The 22,845-nt window shown below is 41.5% G+C and carries 18 protein-coding genes; 10 read left to right on the top strand and 8 right to left on the bottom strand.

Features of this window, described 5'->3' with window-relative positions; genetic code table 11:
• Positions 1-6: 6 nt before the first annotated feature.
• Positions 7-1,323, bottom strand: coding sequence for a cobyrinate a,c-diamide synthase (locus tag ACDG22_RS11020; RefSeq protein ID WP_178269831.1), 1,317 nt, complete (start codon positions 1,321-1,323; stop codon positions 7-9).
• 114 nt (positions 1,324-1,437) lie between these two features.
• Between ACDG22_RS11020 and ACDG22_RS11015 the strand changes: the two genes are divergently transcribed.
• The gene (locus tag ACDG22_RS11015) at positions 1,438-2,205 is read left to right on the top strand and encodes a DnaJ domain-containing protein (protein ID WP_007569466.1); all 768 of its coding nucleotides are present in this window, start codon (positions 1,438-1,440) and stop codon (positions 2,203-2,205) included.
• On the opposite strand, the gene ACDG22_RS11010 is transcribed toward ACDG22_RS11015, so the two are convergent.
• Together ACDG22_RS11010 and ACDG22_RS11005 are read right to left on the bottom strand one after the other, a co-directional pair.
• Positions 2,189-3,319, bottom strand: a complete 1,131-nt coding sequence (locus ACDG22_RS11010) for a glutathionylspermidine synthase family protein (protein WP_118484661.1) — start codon at positions 3,317-3,319, stop codon at positions 2,189-2,191. The genes ACDG22_RS11015 and ACDG22_RS11010 overlap by 17 nt on opposite strands.
• An 11-nt stretch (positions 3,320-3,330) precedes the next feature.
• Positions 3,331-3,684: a hypothetical protein gene (locus ACDG22_RS11005; protein WP_007569461.1), complete on the bottom strand. Its 354-nt coding sequence runs from the start codon at positions 3,682-3,684 to the stop codon at positions 3,331-3,333.
• Between the two features lie 146 nt (positions 3,685-3,830).
• Here ACDG22_RS11005 and rfbA point away from each other — a divergent pair, with 146 nt between their 5' ends.
• Together rfbA and rfbC are read left to right on the top strand one after the other, a co-directional pair.
• A complete protein-coding gene (rfbA, locus tag ACDG22_RS11000) occupies positions 3,831-4,721 on the top strand; it encodes a glucose-1-phosphate thymidylyltransferase RfbA (protein WP_007569460.1) in 891 nt (296 codons plus the stop codon).
• An 18-nt stretch (positions 4,722-4,739) separates the two neighbouring features.
• A complete protein-coding gene (gene rfbC, locus ACDG22_RS10995; RefSeq protein WP_022126510.1) occupies positions 4,740-5,309 on the top strand; it encodes a dTDP-4-dehydrorhamnose 3,5-epimerase in 570 nt (189 codons plus the stop codon).
• 270 nt (positions 5,310-5,579) lie between these two features.
• Here the strand turns inward: rfbC and ACDG22_RS10990 are convergent, their stop codons facing one another.
• On the bottom strand, positions 5,580-6,926 hold the full coding sequence (locus ACDG22_RS10990; protein WP_004295325.1) for an IS1380-like element IS616 family transposase: 1,347 nt from the start codon (positions 6,924-6,926) through the stop codon (positions 5,580-5,582).
• Positions 6,927-7,166: 240 nt separating this feature from the next.
• Between ACDG22_RS10990 and ACDG22_RS10985 the strand changes: the two genes are divergently transcribed.
• Entirely contained in the window at positions 7,167-7,991 is an 825-nt protein-coding gene (locus ACDG22_RS10985; protein WP_004295324.1) for a class D beta-lactamase OXA-347, read from the top strand.
• 202 nt (positions 7,992-8,193) lie between these two features.
• Here the strand turns inward: ACDG22_RS10985 and erm(F) are convergent, their stop codons facing one another.
• Positions 8,194-8,994 (bottom strand): 23S rRNA (adenine(2058)-N(6))-methyltransferase Erm(F), encoded by an 801-nt coding sequence (gene erm(F), locus ACDG22_RS10980; RefSeq protein WP_004295323.1) that lies wholly within the window; start codon positions 8,992-8,994, stop codon positions 8,194-8,196.
• Between the two features lie 241 nt (positions 8,995-9,235).
• Here erm(F) and ACDG22_RS10975 point away from each other — a divergent pair, with 241 nt between their 5' ends.
• On the top strand, positions 9,236-10,582 hold the full coding sequence (locus tag ACDG22_RS10975) for an IS1380-like element IS616 family transposase (RefSeq protein WP_004295325.1): 1,347 nt from the start codon (positions 9,236-9,238) through the stop codon (positions 10,580-10,582).
• Between the two features lie 280 nt (positions 10,583-10,862).
• On the opposite strand, the gene ACDG22_RS10970 is transcribed toward ACDG22_RS10975, so the two are convergent.
• Positions 10,863-11,306: a PepSY-like domain-containing protein gene (locus tag ACDG22_RS10970; protein ID WP_022126509.1), complete on the bottom strand. Its 444-nt coding sequence runs from the start codon at positions 11,304-11,306 to the stop codon at positions 10,863-10,865.
• A 225-nt stretch (positions 11,307-11,531) separates the two neighbouring features.
• On the opposite strand from ACDG22_RS10970, the gene ACDG22_RS10965 reads away from it, so the two are divergent.
• The 5 genes from ACDG22_RS10965 to ACDG22_RS10945 all read left to right on the top strand — a co-directional run bounded on the left by ACDG22_RS10965 (position 11,532) and on the right by ACDG22_RS10945 (position 19,622).
• Positions 11,532-13,037: a family 43 glycosylhydrolase gene (locus tag ACDG22_RS10965; protein WP_022126507.1), complete on the top strand. Its 1,506-nt coding sequence runs from the start codon at positions 11,532-11,534 to the stop codon at positions 13,035-13,037.
• A gap of 191 nt (positions 13,038-13,228) precedes the next feature.
• Entirely contained in the window at positions 13,229-14,302 is a 1,074-nt protein-coding gene (gene gmd / locus ACDG22_RS10960) for a GDP-mannose 4,6-dehydratase (protein WP_022126506.1), read from the top strand.
• Positions 14,303-14,421: 119 nt separating this feature from the next.
• A complete protein-coding gene (locus tag ACDG22_RS10955; protein ID WP_022126505.1) occupies positions 14,422-15,522 on the top strand; it encodes a GDP-L-fucose synthase family protein in 1,101 nt (366 codons plus the stop codon).
• A 6-nt stretch (positions 15,523-15,528) separates the two neighbouring features.
• Positions 15,529-18,387, top strand: a complete 2,859-nt coding sequence (locus tag ACDG22_RS10950) for a bifunctional fucokinase/fucose-1-phosphate guanylyltransferase (RefSeq protein WP_178270009.1) — start codon at positions 15,529-15,531, stop codon at positions 18,385-18,387.
• Positions 18,388-18,407: 20 nt separating this feature from the next.
• Positions 18,408-19,622 (top strand): sugar MFS transporter, encoded by a 1,215-nt coding sequence (locus ACDG22_RS10945; RefSeq protein ID WP_178270008.1) that lies wholly within the window; start codon positions 18,408-18,410, stop codon positions 19,620-19,622.
• 80 nt (positions 19,623-19,702) lie between these two features.
• On the opposite strand, the gene pflA is transcribed toward ACDG22_RS10945, so the two are convergent.
• The gene (gene pflA, locus ACDG22_RS10940; protein ID WP_178270007.1) at positions 19,703-20,431 is read right to left on the bottom strand and encodes a pyruvate formate-lyase-activating protein; all 729 of its coding nucleotides are present in this window, start codon (positions 20,429-20,431) and stop codon (positions 19,703-19,705) included.
• 92 nt (positions 20,432-20,523) lie between these two features.
• Entirely contained in the window at positions 20,524-22,746 is a 2,223-nt protein-coding gene (gene pflB, locus ACDG22_RS10935; RefSeq protein WP_007569450.1) for a formate C-acetyltransferase, read from the bottom strand.
• Positions 22,747-22,845: the final 99 nt, after the last annotated feature.

The following is a 22,845-nucleotide window of genomic DNA, read 5'->3' as shown; positions in this document are numbered from 1 at the left end:
TATAAGCTATTCCCATAATTGCATAAGATTTGTTTCTCCCCAATACCAATGAGTATATCCGGCTATAACATTCTTATATCTGTACAAAGGGGTGTTGACTTCAGAACCATAAGCATCGTACAATTGCGCTACCGAATGCAAAACGTCAGAAGATGTTATCATGGAAAAATGGAATTCATGCCCACGAAGCAACACACCTTTGTATTTCATTTCCCGATAGCCTAAATTAAGAGAAGGATGCTCTATCGTGCAGTCTATGGGTAAAATACCTGCCATATCATATATCTTACCTTTTTTGACGGTAAGCGTACGTGCCAGATACATCATTCCACCACATTCTGCAAATATTTTTCCTCCACGTTCTGCATAAGTCCGCAACTGCTGCATCATCTCTTTACGATGGTGTAAACGACGAACATATAATTCCGGATAGCCTCCAGGCAGATAAACCAGATCAGCAGCTGGAAGTTTATTATCTCTCAGGGGGCTAAAATATGTTATATGCCCCCATTTCGACAACTGCTTCAAATTTTCATGATACGTAAAACAAAAAGCCTCATCTCTGGCCACTGCGATTCTTATTTTCCGCTGAAAAACCTCATTTATACCTTCTTCCGATACATAAGGTAATGTATAAGGACATGGAAATACAGCCTGACATAAACTAATCAGCTTATCTATATCAACGTATTTTTCTATCAGGATGGATATTTTTTCTGCTACGTCATTCATCGAAGACTTGCTTGTAAGCGTAAGTCCCAAATGACGCGATGGAATATACAACTCATCAGCAAAAGGAATATAACCTAAAGCTTCAATGCCAGCATCTGTACATGCGTCCTTCAAAAAAGCATAATGCGAAGCCGATGAAACCTGATTAAATATAACTCCAGCAATCTTCACTTTTTGTGCAAAGTGCTTGAATCCCCATAGCATCGGAGCGACAGAATAAGCTGCTGCCCGTGCATTTATAACCAATACAACAGGCAAATTCAGCAGATTTGCTATCTCGGCTGCACTTCCTTTATCGCGGCTATAACCATCAAACAAGCCCATAACTCCCTCTGTCACGCATACATCTGCATTTTCTGCATATAAATTATAGATGCGCTGCATGTGATGATGATGCATCATCCAAGTATCAAGATTTATCGAAGGCCGTCCAGATGCTATTGCGTGAAACTGTGTATCTATATAATCGGGACCGCATTTAAATGGCTGTACCTGTAAGCCACGTTTTTTCAACGCACGCAACAATCCCATCGTAAAAGTCGTTTTTCCACTACCTGAAGTAGCTGCTCCAATTAATAATTGTGGTTTCATCATGCTGCAAATGTAAAGGTTTTCTACATATCAGCGAAATATCATCCTGCATTCTTTTATAGAATATGCATTGTTTTTACTAACTTTACCGTCTCAAACTCAAAGATAGAAAATATGAAATTAGGAAAATGGATTGGCGGCATCATGGGCTTTATGGCTATGGGACCGCTAGGTGCACTTGCAGGTTATGCAATCGGTTCACTGTTCGACAAAGCTGCATACGCTCCTGAAAATATGGATGCCGGCAATGAAACATATACCGGACAGAGAAATAGTTTTTTGTTCTCACTGCTTGTCATGGCTTCGTACATCATTCGCGCAGACGGAAAAATCATGCATAGCGAAATGGAATTTGTACGGCGATTCCTGCGAACAAATTTTGGCGAAGACGCTGTAGCCGAAGGAGAGCAGATATTACTTAACTTATTCGAACAGCGCAAACGTATGGAAGCAACCAATCCTTATGCTTTTCAGAATACTATCCGCGAATGCGGGGCACAGATTGCTGCCAACATGAGTTATGAAGAACGTTTGCAACTTCTGAGCTTCCTGGCACAAATTGCCCGCAGCGACGGAAATGTATGCGCCGCCGAAATAGATGCTTTAAAAGAAGTTGCACAGTCTATGCAATTGTCAGCCAAAGAGGTAGAGTCTATGCTGAACTTGTCCGGCAATTCTTTAGAGGAAGCTTACAAAGTTCTGGAAGTAGAACCTACTGCCACCGACGACGAGGTCCGTGCTGCCTATCGACGCCTTGCGCTGAAACACCATCCCGACCGTGTAGCAACATTGGGAGAAGACATTCGCAAGGCTGCCGAGGAAAAGTTCCAAAGCATTAACAATGCAAAGGAACGCATCTACAAGGCTAGAGGCATGAAATAATATGTGGAACAAACTCGGAGAGGTTGTCGGTTATTTCTGTTCGGTTTTCACGAATACCGATTCCGGCAGGCTCTCCGCCCACTATCCATGAACCAATGACAGGATATCGTCCGCTATAAGCCACAGGCTTTACATATTCCTGATATACATAAGCTCCCGTATTATAATCACCTTCTGTTTCTTTCAGAAGCGCATGTTCTTCCCATTGACGAATATCAACCACACTTACATTGTGCCCTTCGCGCGAGAAAACTGGTTTCTTACAAAATACTCCTTGCTGTGGACGTGACAAATAACAGGGTAATACATAAGGAGAATCAGGAAACAATTCATACAGTATACTTAAAATAGCCTTGTTCGACATTACCAGCTTCCAAATTGGTTCCAGCCACTCAACCTGAGCCAGACATCCATCCGGGCTTTCATCTATCATCCATTCCCAAGGATAAAGTTTAAAACATTTCTGAATACATTCACCGGAAGGATCATAAAAAAGACCATTTTGCAAATTCATGCTATTAATGTCAAGCACACGTGTAGAATATCCAGCTTCCATAGCTGTACTTGCCAGATATTGTAATGTTCCAGTATCTTCATGATCATCAAGAGCTCCGACAAAGTGTATATTGCTTCCCGCAGGGAATATATCTTTCCACGATTGAACCAAACCTTCATGAATACCGTTATATTGGTCACATTCAGGAAAACATTCTTCTTTCCACTGCCACTGAATGACTGACGCTTCGAGCAGGGATGTAGGCGTATCTGCATTAAATTCCAAAATACGAGGAACACCTTTCTCGTCAAGCAGAAAATCAAAACGCCCATACAAACTCAATTCATCCCGGTTCCAGGACTCACAGATGCGTTCACATACCTCAGCAGGTATCTGCAACATACGCTCCATAAAATCCGGCTTTTCTGAAATAATGTATTCAGCAGCCTCACAATACATACGATAGGCTTCTCTTGTCGCCTCTTCAAGTCGCTCTATTTCTGCGGGAGTAAAACGGTAATAAGCTTCCTCACGCCAATAATCACCATGAAAATCGAACCCAAGAGCTTCAATTTTCTCCCTATAATCAGAACGAGGGGTCATATTGAATCTTTCCATCTGCTCCTGATTTATCCGTGAATGCTATATGAGCGGCGGGTAGTACCAAATACATTCCCACTCGATTTCGATTTACTTGTACCCGATGGGCTGACTTTTACTCCCGAAGGAGGATTCACCCGAGAACCATTGGCATCGGTCCATGAACCAGACTTCGGATAATAATAATGAGTGGTACTCAAGCCATTAGTCAGAGAAGGCATAAGTGCCCAACGCATCAGCATGGCATTGTAAATCCAGCTATTTCCCTGACTATCTCGGTATTCTTCTTTATCTTTTGGGTTTTCGGGCAATTCTGTTTTCTGTGTACATGCCGCCAACGTCATCAGACACATGGCTGCTACCAGATAATGTCGTTTATTCATTCAACTTTATTTTTTGTGCAATAAATTCATTAGCTTTACAAAAATACGGAAAATCCAATATATAATGAGTTTATATCCAAAAACTTTGCCAATATAAGAAAAACTTTTTACTTTGCATAGAAATAGAAATACACAACAAAGGAATTATGAAAGGTATAGTTTTAGCAGGAGGTTCAGGCACTCGCCTTTACCCCATCACAAAAGGAGTTTCAAAGCAACTGCTCCCTATTTTTGATAAGCCTATGATATATTATCCCATTTCGGTATTGATGCTTGCCGGAATCCGGGAAATACTTATTATATCTACTCCACATGATCTTCCGGGATTCCGTCGTCTATTAGGTGATGGAAGCGATTTCGGTGTTCATTTTGAATATGCAGAACAACCCTCACCCGATGGTCTGGCGCAAGCATTCATTATTGGTGAAAAATTTATCGGTAACGATGCTGCCTGCCTAGTATTGGGTGACAATATCTTTCATGGAAATGGATTCACCGCAATGCTGAAAGAAGCTGTACGAACAGCTGAAGAAGAAGCTAAAGCAACAGTATTTGGTTATTGGGTAAGTGATCCAGAACGTTACGGTGTTGCTGAATTTGATGAGGCTGGAAATTGCCTTTCCATTGAAGAAAAGCCAGAACATCCGAAATCTAATTATGCCGTAACAGGACTTTATTTCTATCCGAACAAAGTAGTAAATGTGGCAAAAAATATAAAACCATCAGCACGTGGTGAGCTGGAAATTACAACAGTAAACCAACGCTTCCTTGCCGACGGAGAACTGAAAGTACAGACGTTAGGCCGCGGGTTTGCATGGCTTGACACAGGTACTCACGATTCACTAGCCGAAGCATCCACCTACATTGAAGTAATAGAGAAACGTCAAGGACTAAAAGTAGCATGTCTGGAAGGCATAGCTTTGCGTCATGGCTGGATCACCGCTGAGAAGATGCGTCAGCTGGCACAACCAATGCTAAAGAACCAATATGGTCAGTATTTGCTGAAAGTAATAGACGAATTGGGACTAAACGATTAAAAAACGATTATACGAAAAATGAACGTTATCAAAACAGCAATCGACGGGGTAGTCATCATTGAGCCTCGTCTGTTTAAGGACGACAGAGGATATTTTTTTGAATCTTTTTCCGAAAGAGATTTCAATGCGCAGGTACGTACCGTACGCTTTGTACAAGACAATGAGAGTAAATCGAGTTATGGTGTTTTACGCGGATTACACTTCCAAAAACCACCTTTTGCACAAAGCAAACTAGTCCGCGTTGTAAAAGGAGCTGTACTTGATGTTGCAGTTGACATCCGAAAAGGTTCTCCAACATTCGGACAGCATGTAGCAGTAGAACTGACAGAAGAAAACCACCGTCAATTTTTTATACCACGTGGTTTTGCACATGGATTCAGCGTGCTGACTGATGAAGTTATTTTCCAGTATAAATGCGATAATTTCTATGCACCTCAAAGTGAAGGAGCTATTGCCTGGGATGATCCTGCTCTTGGCATAGACTGGAAAATTCCTGCTGAGAAAGTAATTCTTTCAGAAAAAGACAAACACCATCCGCTATTAAAAGATGCAGATTGGCTGTTCTCTTACGGCGAAGAACTATACTAAAAACAACCTTAAAAAAAGTGGCATGTCTTCTAACCTACATTATTCATAGTGGATTCATTTCAGGTTATCAAAACAGATATGGGGACAATCTGAAGCCTCCAACTAATGTCTATCATCGAATGACCGCTTGATGTAGAGTTATAATCCTGTCCGAAGCCTTGATTTCGGCATGCTCAGGTCTGATTATCACGTCCATTTTTATGGAGCGGATATGACTTATAAGTCCGATTACAGAATCGGACTCAGGTTGATTTCAGATTATTCCACTTGTCAGGCAGAGAGTCTCGTCAAGGCTTGCGACAAAGCTTCAAGGTGTCGATGGTGTGGGGAAAAGCTGAACCTTATAAAAGTCTTTTTTTCGACTATGAAGACGGCACTCAGCATAATCCGCTTCATGAAGCTGTCCATCGTGAAGGCGCCGACCTCTGTATTGGAGAAAGCCTTCGACCTGAGACGGTATGCGGTCACATATGCCGCGCCATATAGAAACAGCCGGAACATATTGGCTCTGAAAGAACTGCACGACATCCTGTCGGCTCGAAAATACTTCAGGTCTTTTATCCATAGCTCCATTGTGCCGCGCTTACAGTAACGTCGATATACTGTCTCGGGCTTGTTGTTACGGTTGCTTGTGACTATGAAGCGGACGTTTACACCCTTGTCGGAGACTTCGATTTTTGCAATCACCCTCTGTCTGTATTTCCATGATTTGGCTTTGTACTCAAAGCTGTAGTAACGGCGTACATCCTCATGGTGAAGTTCGAAATCCCCCTTGGCACGGCGCAATTGCTTGTCGATTTTCTTCATAAGCGCAGGATTGCCCGACAGCCCTGTGATAAATCTCACATAAAGATGTGTCTTGACCCAGTCCATAAACTCATGGCTGCAGAAATGACTGTCCCCGCGGAGTTCTATTATTGTGTGAGGCCATTCCTTATGGATGTATTCAATGACTCTGCGCAGTATACCGAAGATGTTCAGCGACTTGTTGCGTCGTCCCGGTCTCAGTAGAGGAAGTATCAGCTTGCCGTTCATACCGTCGAAAATAACCATCGGCATGTAGCAGTATTCGTCATAGTAATCATTGAACAGCGACAGCTGCTGCGCCCCGTATGTGTTGGCATTTGTATCGTCAACGTCAAGAATAATCTTACGCGGAGCTTTGTCGAAGGATGAGATGTAGTCCTTGACAAACAGTTCTGCTATTTTCCATAAGGTCCTTTTGTCAATATGATTCTCAAGCCGTGTCATCGTCGGTTGTGAGCACAGGCCGGGATCCGATGCCTTGCGGCCCACGCTCATCTTAAGGGCACTGTCGTGGCGCAGGCGGTCGCAGTCGTTGGCATCCTCGTAGCCGCACATTATCTGTCCGACACGCTGGCAGACCATCTCTTCGTAGGAATGCTGTACGAAAAGTTGATTTCGATAATCCGGAATTAGGCGCGCTATCTTTCGCGCTATGCTGTCTTTCATTAGACCGACAAGCACCAGTCCTCCATTGGACGAGATGTCCGGGGCATTGAAATCGACCTGAATTTTCCTGTCAGGAAGCACGTCTTGAAAAGAAAAAAGATTTTTCTCTTGACTGACTCCGTTATTTGTTGTATCTTTGCACATGAGAACGCCGGTATTAAGTTTATTTTTAACACCTTAAAGTTAATGCTTTTCTTGCAAATATACAAGAAGGGCGTTCTCTTTTTTGTGGAGACTATGAATTATTCAGGTTAATAATTTAGCTTCTGTGGAAACACATCGGCTACGTCACTGCTAAATTGAACTTTTTGTCCAATTTATCCGCCACTTCGCCAATGCGTTTCCCGTTAGTGGCAACAAAAACAAACGATAATTAGACAATAAATGAAAAATATTTTATTTGTAGTTTTTATTTCAATGATATTTTTATTTGTTTGCTGTAACACAACAACGAATAAAAACATAATTGAAACAGAAATTTCTGATTTTGACAAAATTTTAGATAGTTTTCAAGTAAATGGTTCAATTCTAATTTATGATAACGACAAGAATACTTTTTACTCAAATGACTTTGATTGGGCTAAAAACGGAAAATTACCTGCATCAACATTCAAAATTCCAAATTCTATAATTGCTGTTGAATTAGGCATTATTGAAAATGATACAACTATTTTAAAATGGAATGGCGAGCAGAGAAAAATGGATATTTGGGAAAAAGATTTATCATTTAAAGATGCTTTTAGAATTTCCTGTGTTCCTTGCTATCAGGAAATTGCAAGGAAAATCGGAACAATTAAAATGAAAGAATATTTAGAAAAATTTGAGTATAAAAATATGATTTTTGACAGTTTAACGATTGACAATTTTTGGCTTGAAGGAAATTCAAAAATATCTCAAAAACAACAAATCGACTTTTTAAGGAAATTCTATTTTTCAAAATTTCCAATTTCTGATAGGACAATAAAGATTGTCAAAAATATTATGGAAATTGAGCGAACTGAAAATTACATTTTAAGCGGTAAGACTGGATTAAGTTCGATAGAAGAAAAATATAATGGTTGGTTTGTTGGTTATGTTGAAACAAAATCTAATGTTTATTTTTTTGCAACAAATGTAATTCCGACAGACGGATTGAATGTTGATGATTTTATTTCATCGAGAATTAATGTAACAAAAAATGCGTTAAAGCAAATGAATATAATGAAATGATAAATGCCACTAACATATGGTAGCCGATAATTGCCGGCTTTCGTGCCAACTTGATACTTTGGTGCTTTTAACGAACCGAAGTGCTAAATTGATACGAAAGTGCTGTAAATCCGGCAACTACGGCTACCATTTTTCGTTATGCGGCAGCTTAAAAGACGACACCAAACCAGAAAAATCATCTTGACAACCACCCGACTTTGAACTACGAAGGATGAAATTTTTCAGGGACAACTTCCAGCATTTCCAAAAAACAGTTTACCCATTGACTTGGAGACAAACAAACAATTTGAGCATTAAGGTTTAAACCGAATTTTTCCGAAATTGACCTGACCTGACTTTTCCTGAAAATCGACTTTAAAGCTGTTTTTACAGATAAATCAGGTTTCTCTAACAGACAGGAAATAAATGCTAAGTATTTGGCTTTAAACTTAAAATCAAAAAATAACTGTTTTCTTTTAATGTTTAACAGGGCTGATTTGACAGTTGGCGGTGGAAAGAAACTTTCAGGACCTACCTCATAGACAAGTTTCAAATCAAAAAAAGTATGATAGAAAACGGTATATGGATTGTAAAGCTTCCTCGAAAATAACTTTTGTGTAGGTTCTAACTGAAGGACAATGGAACCTCCCAGAAAATTTCCAAGACTCTCAAACATCAGGATTTTGAAAATATCGGAAGTAATGCCATAAGGAATATTTGACACCACTTTGAAAGGAAATTTCGGAACTGCAAAATTCCTAAAATCACAACCGACAACTTGAACATTTCGGGCATCAGAAAATAATTTTCGTAAATGTTCAACCAAAGCTGTGTCGTTTTCAATAGCAACAACATTGTTGGCGATTTTTAATAAATGAACAGTAAGAAACCCCTTGCCTGCCCCAATATCTAAAACCGTATCCTGATTACTTATATTTGCTTGTCTTATTGCATCTTTTATTAGCACTTTATCAATAGTAAAGTGCTGACCCGTAAAACGAACGGGCAATTTCTTTTTTGTCATTAGTAACTTCTTACAGGTGAATACTTGAATTCAAATCGTGGAGAAATACATAAAATGTGAATTATTTGAATACAAAGATACTAAAAATTCCTTCACATAACATCGCATTGGCAAAATGGCAGGTTAAGTGCTAACCTGAATAATTCATAGTCTCCACAAAAAAGAGAACGCCCTTCTTGTATATTTGCAAGAAAAGCATTAACTTTAAGGTGTTAAAAATAAACTTAATACCGGCGTTCTCATGTGCAAAGATACAACAAATAACGGAGTCAGTCAAGAGAAAAATCTTTTTTCTTTTCAAGACGTGCTTCCTGACAGGAAAATTCAGGTCGATTTCAATGCCCCGGACATCTCGTCCAATGGAGGACTGGTGCTTGTCGGTCTAATGAAAGACAGCATAGCGCGAAAGATAGCGCGCCTAATTCCGGATTATCGAAATCAACTTTTCGTACAGCATTCCTACGAAGAGATGGTCTGCCAGCGTGTCGGACAGATAATGTGCGGCTACGAGGATGCCAACGACTGCGACCGCCTGCGCCACGACAGTGCCCTTAAGATGAGCGTGGGCCGCAAGGCATCGGATCCCGGCCTGTGCTCACAACCGACGATGACACGGCTTGAGAATCATATTGACAAAAGGACCTTATGGAAAATAGCAGAACTGTTTGTCAAGGACTACATCTCATCCTTCGACAAAGCTCCGCGTAAGATTATTCTTGACGTTGACGATACAAATGCCAACACATACGGGGCGCAGCAGCTGTCGCTGTTCAATGATTACTATGACGAATACTGCTACATGCCGATGGTTATTTTCGACGGTATGAACGGCAAGCTGATACTTCCTCTACTGAGACCGGGACGACGCAACAAGTCGCTGAACATCTTCGGTATACTGCGCAGAGTCATTGAATACATCCATAAGGAATGGCCTCACACAATAATAGAACTCCGCGGGGACAGTCATTTCTGCAGCCATGAGTTTATGGACTGGGTCAAGACACATCTTTATGTGAGATTTATCACAGGGCTGTCGGGCAATCCTGCGCTTATGAAGAAAATCGACAAGCAATTGCGCCGTGCCAAGGGGGATTTCGAACTTCACCATGAGGATGTACGCCGTTACTACAGCTTTGAGTACAAAGCCAAATCATGGAAATACAGACAGAGGGTGATTGCAAAAATCGAAGTCTCCGACAAGGGTGTAAACGTCCGCTTCATAGTCACAAGCAACCGTAACAACAAGCCCGAGACAGTATATCGACGTTACTGTAAGCGCGGCACAATGGAGCTATGGATAAAAGACCTGAAGTATTTTCGAGCCGACAGGATGTCGTGCAGTTCTTTCAGAGCCAATATGTTCCGGCTGTTTCTATATGGCGCGGCATATGTGACCGCATACCGTCTCAGGTCGAAGGCTTTCTCCAATACAGAGGTCGGCGCCTTCACGATGGACAGCTTCATGAAGCGGATTATGCTGAGTGCCGTCTTCATAGTCGAAAAAAAGACTTTTATAAGGTTCAGCTTTTCCCCACACCATCGACACCTTGAAGCTTTGTCGCAAGCCTTGACGAGACTCTCTGCCTGACAAGTGGAATAATCTGAAATCAACCTGAGTCCGATTCTGTAATCGGACTTATAAGTCATATCCGCTCCATAAAAATGGACGTGATAATCAGACCTGAGCATGCCGAAATCAAGGCTTCGGACAGGATTATAACTCTACATCAAGCGGTCATTCGATGATAGACATTAGTTGGAGGCTTCAGATTGTCCCCATATCTGTTTTGATAACCTGAAATGAATCCACTATGAATAATGTAGGCTAATACTATAGAGGCATGCCACTTTAAAATTATCTTCCTTTTTTAATCGTCATCACGATCCATATCAATCAGATTAAATTTCAAGTCAAACTTCAAATCCCAAAAATTCGATAATCTTACTTCATATTCATAGCGGTCTTTTTCTATTTGCAAGATTTTTGCTTCCGGGTAATTTGTTTTTACATATTTTACAATCTGTGCCGGAACTGCAGTTTCAGGCACCAAACCATGTTTACACTTCATCTCTTTCCAGTTACCCTGCTTGTCAAATTCCAATTTATCACCGTTAACAAACATGACATCATAAGTAACATCAAATATATCTTTATCCATTTTTGAGAAAGCCACATTACGGTCTGCAAAATGTTTTTTTACAAAACTCTGAGCCGCTTGAGGAAGTTGTTCAAAAGTGACAGGCTTATCATTGTCAGCCACTACAACCTGCATTGTAAACAAACACACCAAGAAAAATACTAACTTTTTCATAATCATAAGTTTTTAAAGAGTTATTATTTGTTTTCGTTTAATTTTCTATTGCAAAACTACCTACCGATTCTGAAAAGAATTGGGAATTTCCAAAATTTACTGTTATTTTTTCTTCAACGCCTGATTTTATCGATACACATTTACCTGAGATATCTAAACATTTGGATATTTCACTTATTTTGACGAACTTGCGAAACATAACACTTAACACAAATTTTATTAACTATGAGAACCAACATTTATGCTCTTCTGCTTGCAGCCTTATTTACAAGTTGTACAGCTACGGAGAATCAGAAAAAACAAGACAAAACCGAACCTGTTTCAACAACAGTTCGCCTGTTGGAAGGCGATATGCCAGATCCATCAGTAGTACGCGTAGGTAACACTTATTACATGGTACATTCGTCATTCATCTACACTCCGGGACTAGTGGTATACAGTTCAAAAAATCTTGCAGACTGGACTCCCTGCTCGGCAGCATTACCCGAATATACAGGTGACATTTGGGCTCCTGATATTTGTGTGTACGACAACCGTTTTTATATCTATTTCCCGACCCGCAATGAAAAAGGAGAAAAAACGAATATGGTTACATGGGCAGACAGCCCTGAAGGTCCATGGAGTAAACCTGTAGATCTGAAAGTAGGAGGAATAGATCCTGAGCATGTAGTGGATGAAAAAGGTAACCGATATCTATTACTCAGCGCAGGCGATTTACACCCATTAAGCGCCGACGGACTATCCATTACAGGTAAGCCTGAAATCATCTATAAAGGTTGGGAGATACCTGAAGAATGGGATATAGAAAGCTTCTCATTAGAAGGCCTGAATGTGAAAAAAATCAATGATTGGTATTATCTACTAGCGGCTGAAGGTGGAACTGCCGGACCTCCTACAGGACACATGGTAGTACAGGCACGTTCAAAAAGCGTACACGGTCCTTGGGAAAATGCACCAGAGAATCCATTATTACGAACTCAGTCACCACAAGAAACCTGGTGGAGTCAAGGACACGGATCAGTAGTTGATACTCCAGAAGGTAAATTGATGCTTTTTTTTCATGGATATGAGAAAGGATATCTTACGTTAGGAAGACAAACTTTAACACGTGAAGTTGTTATAGGTGATGACGGATGGCTACATCTCACAGACAAACCCGCTCCATTGCCGGAGCCTCAACGTCCGTCATTGCGTACAGCGAAAGATTTTATCTGGCAAGCAGCCGGAGAAAACTTCTCCGCACGCTTCCATGTCACTCCAGAACTCATCACACTGAAAGCAAAAGGTAAAAGTCCCAAAGATGCCTCTCCCCTTCTTGCACGTGCAGGTGATCACCGGTATGAAATCGAAGCATGCCTTGAACTAAATAATGCAGAAGCTTCAGCCGGATTAGTCATCTACTACAATAAAGACATGCATTTTGGGTTAGGATTCCGTCCCGGTGAACTTCTTCGTTATCGCCGTGGAGCCATACATACCAGCCAGCCCAAAACGGAAATAACCGTAAATGATGGAAAATGCCGCTTATGGGTACGCTTACGCAATTATGACAACATTATTTCCGGATGGTACAGCACCGACGGTAAGACATGGCACAAATATCCATGGGGATTTGACATGCAAGGCTACCATCACAATACATTGGGAGAATTCCTCTCTCTCCGTCCTGGCATATATGCAGGAGGTGAAGGTGAAGTGCATGTAACAGATTTTACCTATCGTACTTTATAACTTAATAAAAATAAAGGGAATACACTGGGTACGCAAACAAATAAATCGTAGAGCCATTTGCCGAAAAATCCAATTTCAAGAAGACGTGAATAATATGGAAATAATATAAACCGCACTTGGCAATACAGCTTTTTTGACATATCTTTGTGTTGAGAAATAAAAAAACCAACCTATTCAGTAAAGTTTTATTTATGAGAAAAGTTGCTTTAATAACCGGTATTACCGGACAAGACGGTTCATACCTTGCCGAATTCCTTATAGAAAAAGGATATGAAGTGCACGGTATTTTACGCCGTTCTTCATCGTTCAATACGGGACGTATCGAACACCTTTATTTAGATGAATGGGTGCGCGACATGAAACAGTCACGTTTGGTGAACCTACATTGGGGAGATATGACAGACTCCAGTTCGCTTATCCGAATTATTGGTGATATTCATCCTACAGAAATCTACAATCTAGCAGCACAGAGCCATGTAAAAGTATCATTCGACGTGCCAGAGTACACAGCCGAAGCCGATGCCATAGGCACATTGCGTTTATTGGAAGCTGTACGTATTTGCGGTTTGGAAAAAACCTGTCGCATCTATCAGGCTTCTACCTCAGAACTCTTTGGCAAAGTGCAGGAAGTTCCACAAAAGGAAACCACACCGTTCTATCCCCGTTCGCCTTATGGTGTAGCAAAGCAATATGGTTTCTGGATAACAAAGAACTATCGTGAAAGTTATAATATGTTTGCTGTAAACGGTATCTTGTTTAATCATGAATCAGAACGACGTGGAGAAACTTTTGTTACACGAAAGATCACATTGGCTGCAGCACGCATTAAACAAGGATTTCAGGATAAGTTATATCTAGGTAATCTAGATGCACAACGCGACTGGGGTTATGCTAAGGATTATGTAGAATGCATGTGGCTTATTTTACAACACAATACCCCTGAAGATTTTGTCATTGCTACAGGAGAAATGCATACCGTACGTGAATTCTGTACACTAGCTTTCCACTATTTAGGTATTGAACTTGAATGGCAAGGTAGTGGAGTAGACGAAAAAGGTATTGACCGTGAAACCGGACGAGTATTAGTTGAAGTAGATCCCAAATACTTCCGCCCATGTGAAGTAGAACAACTTTTAGGAGACCCAACGAAAGCCAAGACTCTTTTGGGATGGAATCCTACCAAAACGCCTTTTGCAGAATTAGTCCGTATCATGGTAGAGCATGATATGAAATTCGTAAAAAAATTGCATTATAAATCAATATAGCAGTGTCATTTCCTGCAAAAGACACTACTTTAATTTTACCGATAAATTCATTAAAAATGAATTTGGGGCGCGGACTTAGTGATTAAGTTCGCGTTCCTACTTTAAAAAAGAGAATCACAATGCTAGACAAATCTTCAAAAATATACGTGGCAGGACACCGAGGTCTGGTTGGATCTGCCATCTGGAATAATTTGATGCAACGCGGTTTTACCAATCTGGTAGGACGTACCCATAAAGAGCTTGATTTGTTGGATCCGATAGCAGTACGAGAGTTCTTTGACAAAGAACAGCCTGATGCCGTAGTATTAGCTGCTGCACATGTAGGAGGAATTATGGCCAACCTGCAATACCGCGCTGATTTCATTTACCGCAATTTACAGATTCAGCAGAATGTAATAGGTGAAAGTTTCCGTCACGGGGTAAAGAAACTATTGTTTTTAGGCAGTACATGCATCTACCCTCGTGAAGCAATGCAGCCAATGAAAGAAGAAGCTCTTCTTACTTCTCCGTTAGAATATACTAATGAGCCATACGCTATCGCCAAAATAGCAGGACTGAAAATGTGTGAAAGTTTCAATTTGCAGTATGGCACGAACTACATTGCTGTTATGCCAACCAACCTGTATGGTCCTAATGATAATTTTCACCTGGAAAACAGTCATGTATTGCCAGCAATGATCCGTAAAATCCATCTTGCTAAATGCTTGAATACGAATAACTGGGAAGCTGTACGAAAAGATATCAACCTACGTCCGGTAGAAGGTGTAGACGGCAACTGCACAGACCAGGAAATTCTTGATAAACTGGCTAAATTCGGCATTACCCCTCAAGCCGTTACTTTATGGGGAACAGGCAAGCCATTACGCGAATTTTTATGGAGTGAGGAAATGGCAGACGCCAGCGTACATGTATTATTAAATGTCGATTTCAAAGATACCTATGCAGAAGGGGCAAAAGAAGTACGCAACTGCCACATCAACGTAGGTACAGGAAAAGAGCTGTCAATCCGTGAAGTTGCAGAAAAAATCATGAAAGAAATAGACTTTAAGGGCAAGCTGCAATGGGATTCATCAAAACCTGATGGCACAATGCGTAAGCTTACCGACGTTTCTAAACTTCATGCCTTAGGCTGGCATCACAAAGTAGAAATCGACGAAGGAATACATCGCCTTTACGAATGGTATCTGAAAGGTATTTGCATCAATCATCAAACGACATAATCCAATATGAAGAAACTTTTATCGCTTCCACCTAATCTGGTGGAATGTTTTCACGATATAGAGCATGCCAACCATCAAGAATGGTTCTGTACATCCGATCCGGTAGGTTCAAAGTTAGGTTCAGGTGGTGGAACTGCATGGTTATTACAAGCATGCAAAAACAGCGAAAGTGACACTACTCCACTCACAGAATGGCTTGCTCACGAAAAACGTATCCTGCTACACGCCGGCGGCCAAAGTCGGAGATTACCCTCATATGCTCCTTCCGGTAAAATACTTACCCCAATCCCAGTTTTCCGCTGGGGACGTGGTCAAAAGCTTACACAAAACTTATTGTCACTTCAGCTTCCCCTGTATGAGCAAATCATGCAGAAAGCCCCGGAGAAATTGCATACACTTATTGCCAGCGGAGATGTATATATCCGTGCAGAACAAGCCTTACAAGAAATCCCCGATGCAGACGTTGTATGTTACGGACTGTGGGTAGATCCTGAACTGGCAAAGAATCACGGTGTTTTTGTTTCATCACGCAATACTCCCGAAAAGCTGGACTTTATGCTTCAAAAGCCGAGTGTAGATGAATTAGGAGCATTGATGCAAAACTATCTGTTTCTGATGGATATTGGCATTTGGCTGCTGAGTGACCGGGCTGTAGAGTTAATGGTAAAACGTTCACTCAAAGAGGATGGATCAATCGGCTTCTACGATATGTATTCTGACTTCGGACCAGCTCTAGGTAGCCATCCTCGTATCAACGATCCCGAAATAAACAAACTTACAGTAGCAATCCTGCCATTGCCGGGTGGTGAATTTCATCACTATGGAACAAGCCGGGAGATGATTTCGTCTACACTGGCAATACAAAATTGCGTAATCGACCAGAGAGCAATTATGCACAAGAAAGTAAAGCCTCATCCGGCTATCTTCGTGCAAAATGCACTGACCGACTATACACTGACATCCGAAAACTCAGAGGTATGGATAGAAAACAGTTGCATAAGTAAAAACTGGACACTCCATAAGCGCAATATCATAACAGGAGTACCTGTCAATCAATGGCACATCAATATTCCTGAGGGAATCTGTATTGACGTCATACCGATGGGAGAAAGTAATTATGTGGCCCGTCCCTATGGATTTAATGACGCTTTCAAAGGCAGTCTGAAAGATGATTCAACCTTATATCAAGGAATACCGGTTCAGAAATGGTTATCAGACCGTGACCTGACAGCTGATGAAATAGCATGTAACCATGATCTTCAGGCTGCACGCATATTCCCGATATGTACATCTGTCGACGAACTTGGAATTGTCATGCGTTGGATGACAGACGAGCCGAAGTTGAACGAGGGAAAAGATATCTGGATACACGCACAAAAAGTTTCAGCCGATGAGATTTCAGCTTATGCCAATCTGCGCCGTCTGACAGAGCAGCGTGAAGCTTTCCGTAAAAACAGCTGGACTGCCCTGGCTAAAAATTATGAACGCAGTGTATTCTATCAGCTCAATTTGCAAGAAGCAGCCGAAGAATATGCACATCATCAATTAGAATTACCCGCTCCCCTTCCCTCCTCTGCACCGTTAATGACCCGTATCAGCGATGCAATGTTCCGTGCACGAACATTACAACTGCGTGATTCAGACGGCCATTTGGTAGAAGAAATAGCACGGGAAGAAGAAAAAGCTTTCAGCCTGATGCGTGAAGGGCTTACTTCAACAGTCGACCATAAACAGCACCCTCGTCTTTCGGTGTATCCGGACCAGATTGTATGGGGACGCAGTCCGGTACGTATAGACTTAGCTGGAGGTTGGACAGATACCCCTCCATACAGTTTGATGGAAGGAGGAAACGTGGTAAACATTGCAATAGAGCTAAACGGTCAACCCCCGTTACAAGTCTATGTCAAACCCTGTAATGAGTATAAAATCATCCTTCGTTCCATCGACTTGGGTGCAATGGAAGTTATCACCACTTTCGATGAACTACATACATTCAATAAAGTAGGCTCTCCCTTCTCTATTCCTAAGGCAGCGTTAGTACTGGCAGGTTTCCATCCCGACTTCTCGGCAGAAAGATGTACTTCACTGGAAGAAAAATTACGTTCATTCGGAGCTGGTATAGAAGTAACACTATTGTCTGCTATTCCAGCCGGCTCAGGATTAGGAACAAGCTCTATCCTAGCCTCTACTGTATTAGGAGCAATAAACGATTTTTGTGGCTTAAACTGGGACAAACACGAAATCGGAAGCCGTACACTGATATTAGAACAGTTGCTTACAACCGGAGGCGGATGGCAAGATCAATACGGAGGCGTGCTTCAAGGTGTGAAACTCTTGCAGACACAACCCGGATGGAACCAGGAGCCAATGGTGCGCTGGTTGCCAGAACACTTGTTTACACACGATGAATATCAAAAATGTCATCTATTATACTATACAGGTATCACACGTACCGCAAAAGGTATTTTGGCAGAAATCGTACGTGGCATGTTCCTCAATTCTACAGAGCACTTGAATTTACTGGGACAAATGAAACAACATGCCATCGATCTATACGATGCAATCCAGCGAAACAGTTTCGAGGAAATGGGAAGATTAATACGCAAAACATGGCAACAGAATCAGGCACTCGATTCAGGAACCAATCCTAACAGTGTAGCGGCCATTACCCAACAGATAGATGATCTTTGTTTGGGTTATAAACTTCCAGGAGCCGGAGGCGGTGGCTATCTATACATGGTTGCCAAAGACCCTGAAGCCGCCTTGCGTATTCGTAAAATACTTACCCAGAACCCGCCAAACGACCGTGCCCGTTTTGTAGAAATGAGCCTTTCCAATAAAGGTCTGGAGGTAAGCCGTAGTTAATAACTATCAAACAAAAACATATGAAACCAAAAATAAGACTGGTGCAAACGGCCGACGGGGTAAATTACCTCGTCCCGTTTGTACTTATCACTACACTATTCTTTTTATGGGGATTTGCACATAGCATTCTGGATGTGCTAAACAAACATTTTCAAGATGCATTAAGTATTTCAAAAACTCATTCAGCACTTATACAAGCGGTAGTTTATGGGGGTTACTTTCTGATGGCCATGCCAGCAGGAGAAATAATCCGTCGTCATGGCTATCGGGCAGGAGTTGTCACTGGGTTATTGCTTTATGGCATCGGTGCACTCATGTTTATCCCCGGAGAACAGATCATGTCTTTCGAATTTTTCTTACTCTCACTGTTTATTATCGGATGTGGATTAACCTGCCTAGAAACAGCAGCCAACCCATATGTAACGGTGTTAGGCGATAAAGACTCCGCCGAAAGACGAATAAATCTGGCACAATCATTCAATGGACTGGGCTGGATCTGCGGCCCACTGGTAGGAGGCTTGTTCCTCTTTGCCGCAGATGGAGGAAGCGGAAGTATTGCTATCCCCTATGCCATTATCGGCATATTAGTTCTGCTCGTAGCAATTGTTTTCTCACGCATTCATCTGCCTGAAATTACACTTGCCGAAGAGCCAGTCGAAACTGCAAACAATAAGCAAAGTTCTTTATGGCAGCATCGCAATTTTACCTTCGGACTGATAGCTCTGTTTTTTTATGTTGCAGCTCAAACAGGTATTAACAGTTTCTTCATCAATTATGTGACAGAGCACATCAGTATATCCGCACGTGAGGCAGCCCTCTGGTTGTCATTTGTCGGCATGGGACTTTTTATGGCCGGCAGAATGGGAGGAAGCTGGCTGATGGGATTCATCCGTGCCGAACGTTTATTAACGTATATGGCGGCAGGAGCTATTCTAGCCATGATCTTAGTGATGTTAGGTATGGGAGTCATATCGGTAGGAGCATTTTTTCTTTGCTTCCTATGCGAATCTATTATGTTTCCCACCATTTTCGCACTTGCCATACGAGGTGTAGGTGAACATACTAAACGCGCATCTTCCTATCTTATTATGAGTATTGTAGGAGGAGCCATAGCTCCCATAATTATGGGATACATCGCAGATACAATAAGCACAGCTACAGGCTTTATCGTTCCGTTGCTTTGTTTTATTGTCATCTTGGCCTATGCAATCCATTTGCAAAAGAATAACCGCTAAATAAAAAAGCCTGATGCAAAGTTAAACACCATGCATCAGGCTGACAAATAACTCGAAAGATTATATTCAGAGCGTATAAATCAATTTACATAAACTGTATCAAAATACTTTTCAAATAACGTCCGGGCTTCTTCCAGTTGCTCGGGCGTATTTTGTTTCACACCTTTCAGTTTATACTCCAGCTTCATTGCTTCATATTTATGTACTCCTAAGGTATGATACGGAAGAATTTCCACCCGTTGTATCATGCGATAATCTTTAAAATTCTCTCCTAACGCCTCAATATCTTCCCGAAAGAAGCTATAGCCCTGCACCAGTACATAACGCAGCCAAAATGGTTTTCCATTTTCTTCCAGCCATGCCGCCGTACGAAGTGTTTGCTCATTGCTACGTGAGGTAAGAGTCTTATGACGTTCATTATTGAATTCTTTCACATCAAGCAAAACTAAGTCTGCCAGTGAAAAGAGTTCTTTTACATCTTCATTCCAGATACCCCCGTTAGTATCAACGCAGATATGAATACCTTCCTCCTTTAACATCCGAAACAATGGAATCAGCGCTTTAGCCTGAAAAGTCGGTTCACCTCCACTAAATGTAATTCCCCCTTTCTTTCCGAAAAAAGGTTTCTGACTGACAGCCATCTTCAAAATATCTTCAGGAGCAGTTTCCTTACTCTCTCCCTTTGCATCAATGGTATCAGGGTTGGCACAATACAAACAACGGAAATTACAGCCCTGCAAAAAGACAACAAGGCGAATCCCCGGACCATCGTACGTACCAAGCGATTCATATGAATGTACTCTAATCATCTGTTCAATATTAATTAAAGAAAAAACATTTGCCGCCCAGCTCAGCGAGGAGAACGACAAATGTTTTACATATCAAGTAATGATTACCAAAATCACATACGTTCGTGGAAGCTACGAGAAATAACCTCCAACTGATGCTCGCGGCTCAATTTAATGAAGTTGACAGCATATCCGGAAACACGAATCGTAAGTTGCGGATATTTTTCCGGATGCTCCATAGCATCTTCCAGCATCTCACGGTTCAGCACATTTACGTTCAGGTGATGAGCACCCTTGATAAAATAGCCATCCATCATTGTAACAAGATTCTCTACACGATTCTCCATATCTACACCAAGCGATTTCGGAACAATAGAGAACGTATTACTGATACCGTCCTGTGAGTCACGATAACGCAATTTAGCAACCGAGCTCAAAGAAGCGACAGCACCATTCTTATCACGTCCGTGCATCGGGTTAGCACCTGGAGCAAAAGCAACACCTTTTGCACGTCCATCAGGAGTTGCACCAGTCTTCTTACCATACATCACATTTGAAGTAATAGTAAGAATAGACAATGTTGGTTTTGCATTCTTGTATACCGGAAGCTTCTTCAATTCCTCATCAAAATAATAAATCAAGTCGACAGCCAAATGGTCTACACGGTCATCATCATTACCGAAGCATGGGAATTCGCCATCGATATCAAAGCTTTCAGTCAGGCCGATTTCATTACGTTTAGCGGTAACTTTAGCATATTTGATAGCCGAAAGTGAATCGACAGCAATAGACATACCCGCTACACCATACGCCAGATTGATAACCGGATTTGTATCAACAAATGCCATCTGAGCTTTTTCATAATAATATTTATCATGCATGTAGTGAATGATGTTCATCGCTTCGTTATACACACGAGCCATTTCTTTCAAGACCTTCTTATAGTTAGCCAGCACCTCTTCGTAGTTCAGTACATCTCCCGTCAGCACAGGAATATCCTTCACCATCAGTGTTCCTGTATTTTCACAGCGTCCACCATTAATAGCCAGCAACAAAGCTTTAGCCAGATTACAACGTGCACCGAAGAACTGAATATGACGACCTATATCCTGATAAGACACACAGCATGCGATACCATAGTCATCCGAATTACGTACCTCACGCATCAAATCATCATTTTCATACTGGATAGATGATGTATCAATCGACACACGAGCACAGAAATCCTTGAATCCTTCCGGCAACTGCGGACTCCACAGAACAGTTAAGTTAGGTTCTGGAGAAGGACCCAGGTTATAAAGAGTCTGGAGGAAACGGAATGAAGTCTTTGTGACTTTCGTACGGCCATCATTAAAACGTCCACCAATAGATTCCGTTACCCAAGTCGGGTCACCGGCAAAGATATCCGTATAAGCCTGCATACGAAGATGACGCACCATACGCAACTTAATGACAAACTGGTCAATCAACTCCTGAGCATGCAACTCATCAAGATTTCCGTGAGCCATATCATACTCAATATAAATATCAAGGAATGACGAAACATTACCAAGTGACATTGCAGCACCATCCTGTTCTTTCACAGCAGCCAGGTAAGCCATATATACCCACTGAACAGCTTCCTGTGCAGTAGTAGCCGGACGACTCAAATCGAGTCCGTACTGCTGTCCCATCACTTTTATTTCCTTCAAAGCCTTAATTTGCTCTGCCACTTCTTCACGCAATCTGATTCGCTCATCAGTCATAGGACCTGTAAGATGACGTAAATCGTCCTGTTTTGCCTCAATCAGACGATCAATACCATACAATGCCAAACGACGGTAATCACCGATTATACGTCCACGAGCATAATTATCAGGTAATCCAGTCAAAAATCCCAAAGAGCGGAACGAACGAATCTCTTCAGTATATGCATCAAATACACCATCGTTATGCGTTTTGCGATAATGGGTAAAAATATCTTTTACCTTAGGGTCAACCTCTACTCCGTTTTCGCGGCACGCTTTTTCTACCACCTTAATACCTCCAAAAGGTTTGATGGCACGGCGTAACACTTCATCAGTTTGCAATCCTACAATCACTTCGTTATCCTTGTCAATATATCCAGCTGCAAAAGATGTGATAGTAGAAACTGTAGAAGGATCGAGCGAGCGTACTCCGTTGTTTGCACGTTCTTCAGCCAAAGCTTCCAGACACTTGTTCCATACAGCCTTTGTACGTTCGGTAGGACCAGCCAAAAATGAGGCGTCGCCTTCGTAAGGGGTAATGTTAGTCTTTACGAAATCGGTAACGTTGATTTCATGGTTCCAACGACCTTCTTTAAAATTCATTGCCATAATTGATAATTTAATCTAGTTTTTACTCTATTTGAAAACCGAATGCAAAGATAGTCAATAAAGCCTAATTATACAATACCTAAAATTAGTGATATTATC

This window comes from Phocaeicola coprocola (assembly GCF_041333015.1).
In the GTDB taxonomy this organism is placed as follows: Bacteria; Bacteroidota; Bacteroidia; order Bacteroidales; family Bacteroidaceae; genus Phocaeicola; species Phocaeicola coprocola.
Note: the sequence above shows the minus strand (reverse complement) of the source record. Positions and strands in the feature narration are given on the sequence as shown.

Coding starts and splice junctions, on each gene's coding strand:
- ACDG22_RS10990 (WP_004295325.1), bottom strand. CDS start 6,926: ATGTGCAAAGATACAACAAATAACGGAGTCAGTCAAGAGAAAAATCTT.
- rfbA (WP_007569460.1), top strand. CDS start 3,831: ATGAAAGGTATAGTTTTAGCAGGAGGTTCAGGCACTCGCCTTTACCCC.
- ACDG22_RS11010 (WP_118484661.1), bottom strand. CDS start 3,319: ATGGAAAGATTCAATATGACCCCTCGTTCTGATTATAGGGAGAAAATT.
- ACDG22_RS10950 (WP_178270009.1), top strand. CDS start 15,529: ATGAAGAAACTTTTATCGCTTCCACCTAATCTGGTGGAATGTTTTCAC.
- pflB (WP_007569450.1), bottom strand. CDS start 22,746: ATGGCAATGAATTTTAAAGAAGGTCGTTGGAACCATGAAATCAACGTT.
- ACDG22_RS10965 (WP_022126507.1), top strand. CDS start 11,532: ATGAGAACCAACATTTATGCTCTTCTGCTTGCAGCCTTATTTACAAGT.
- gmd (WP_022126506.1), top strand. CDS start 13,229: ATGAGAAAAGTTGCTTTAATAACCGGTATTACCGGACAAGACGGTTCA.
- rfbC (WP_022126510.1), top strand. CDS start 4,740: ATGAACGTTATCAAAACAGCAATCGACGGGGTAGTCATCATTGAGCCT.
- ACDG22_RS10955 (WP_022126505.1), top strand. CDS start 14,422: ATGCTAGACAAATCTTCAAAAATATACGTGGCAGGACACCGAGGTCTG.
- ACDG22_RS10970 (WP_022126509.1), bottom strand. CDS start 11,306: ATGAAAAAGTTAGTATTTTTCTTGGTGTGTTTGTTTACAATGCAGGTT.
- ACDG22_RS10945 (WP_178270008.1), top strand. CDS start 18,408: ATGAAACCAAAAATAAGACTGGTGCAAACGGCCGACGGGGTAAATTAC.
- ACDG22_RS11020 (WP_178269831.1), bottom strand. CDS start 1,323: ATGAAACCACAATTATTAATTGGAGCAGCTACTTCAGGTAGTGGAAAA.
- ACDG22_RS10975 (WP_004295325.1), top strand. CDS start 9,236: ATGTGCAAAGATACAACAAATAACGGAGTCAGTCAAGAGAAAAATCTT.
- pflA (WP_178270007.1), bottom strand. CDS start 20,431: ATGATTAGAGTACATTCATATGAATCGCTTGGTACGTACGATGGTCCG.
- ACDG22_RS11015 (WP_007569466.1), top strand. CDS start 1,438: ATGAAATTAGGAAAATGGATTGGCGGCATCATGGGCTTTATGGCTATG.
- ACDG22_RS10985 (WP_004295324.1), top strand. CDS start 7,167: ATGAAAAATATTTTATTTGTAGTTTTTATTTCAATGATATTTTTATTT.
- ACDG22_RS11005 (WP_007569461.1), bottom strand. CDS start 3,684: ATGAATAAACGACATTATCTGGTAGCAGCCATGTGTCTGATGACGTTG.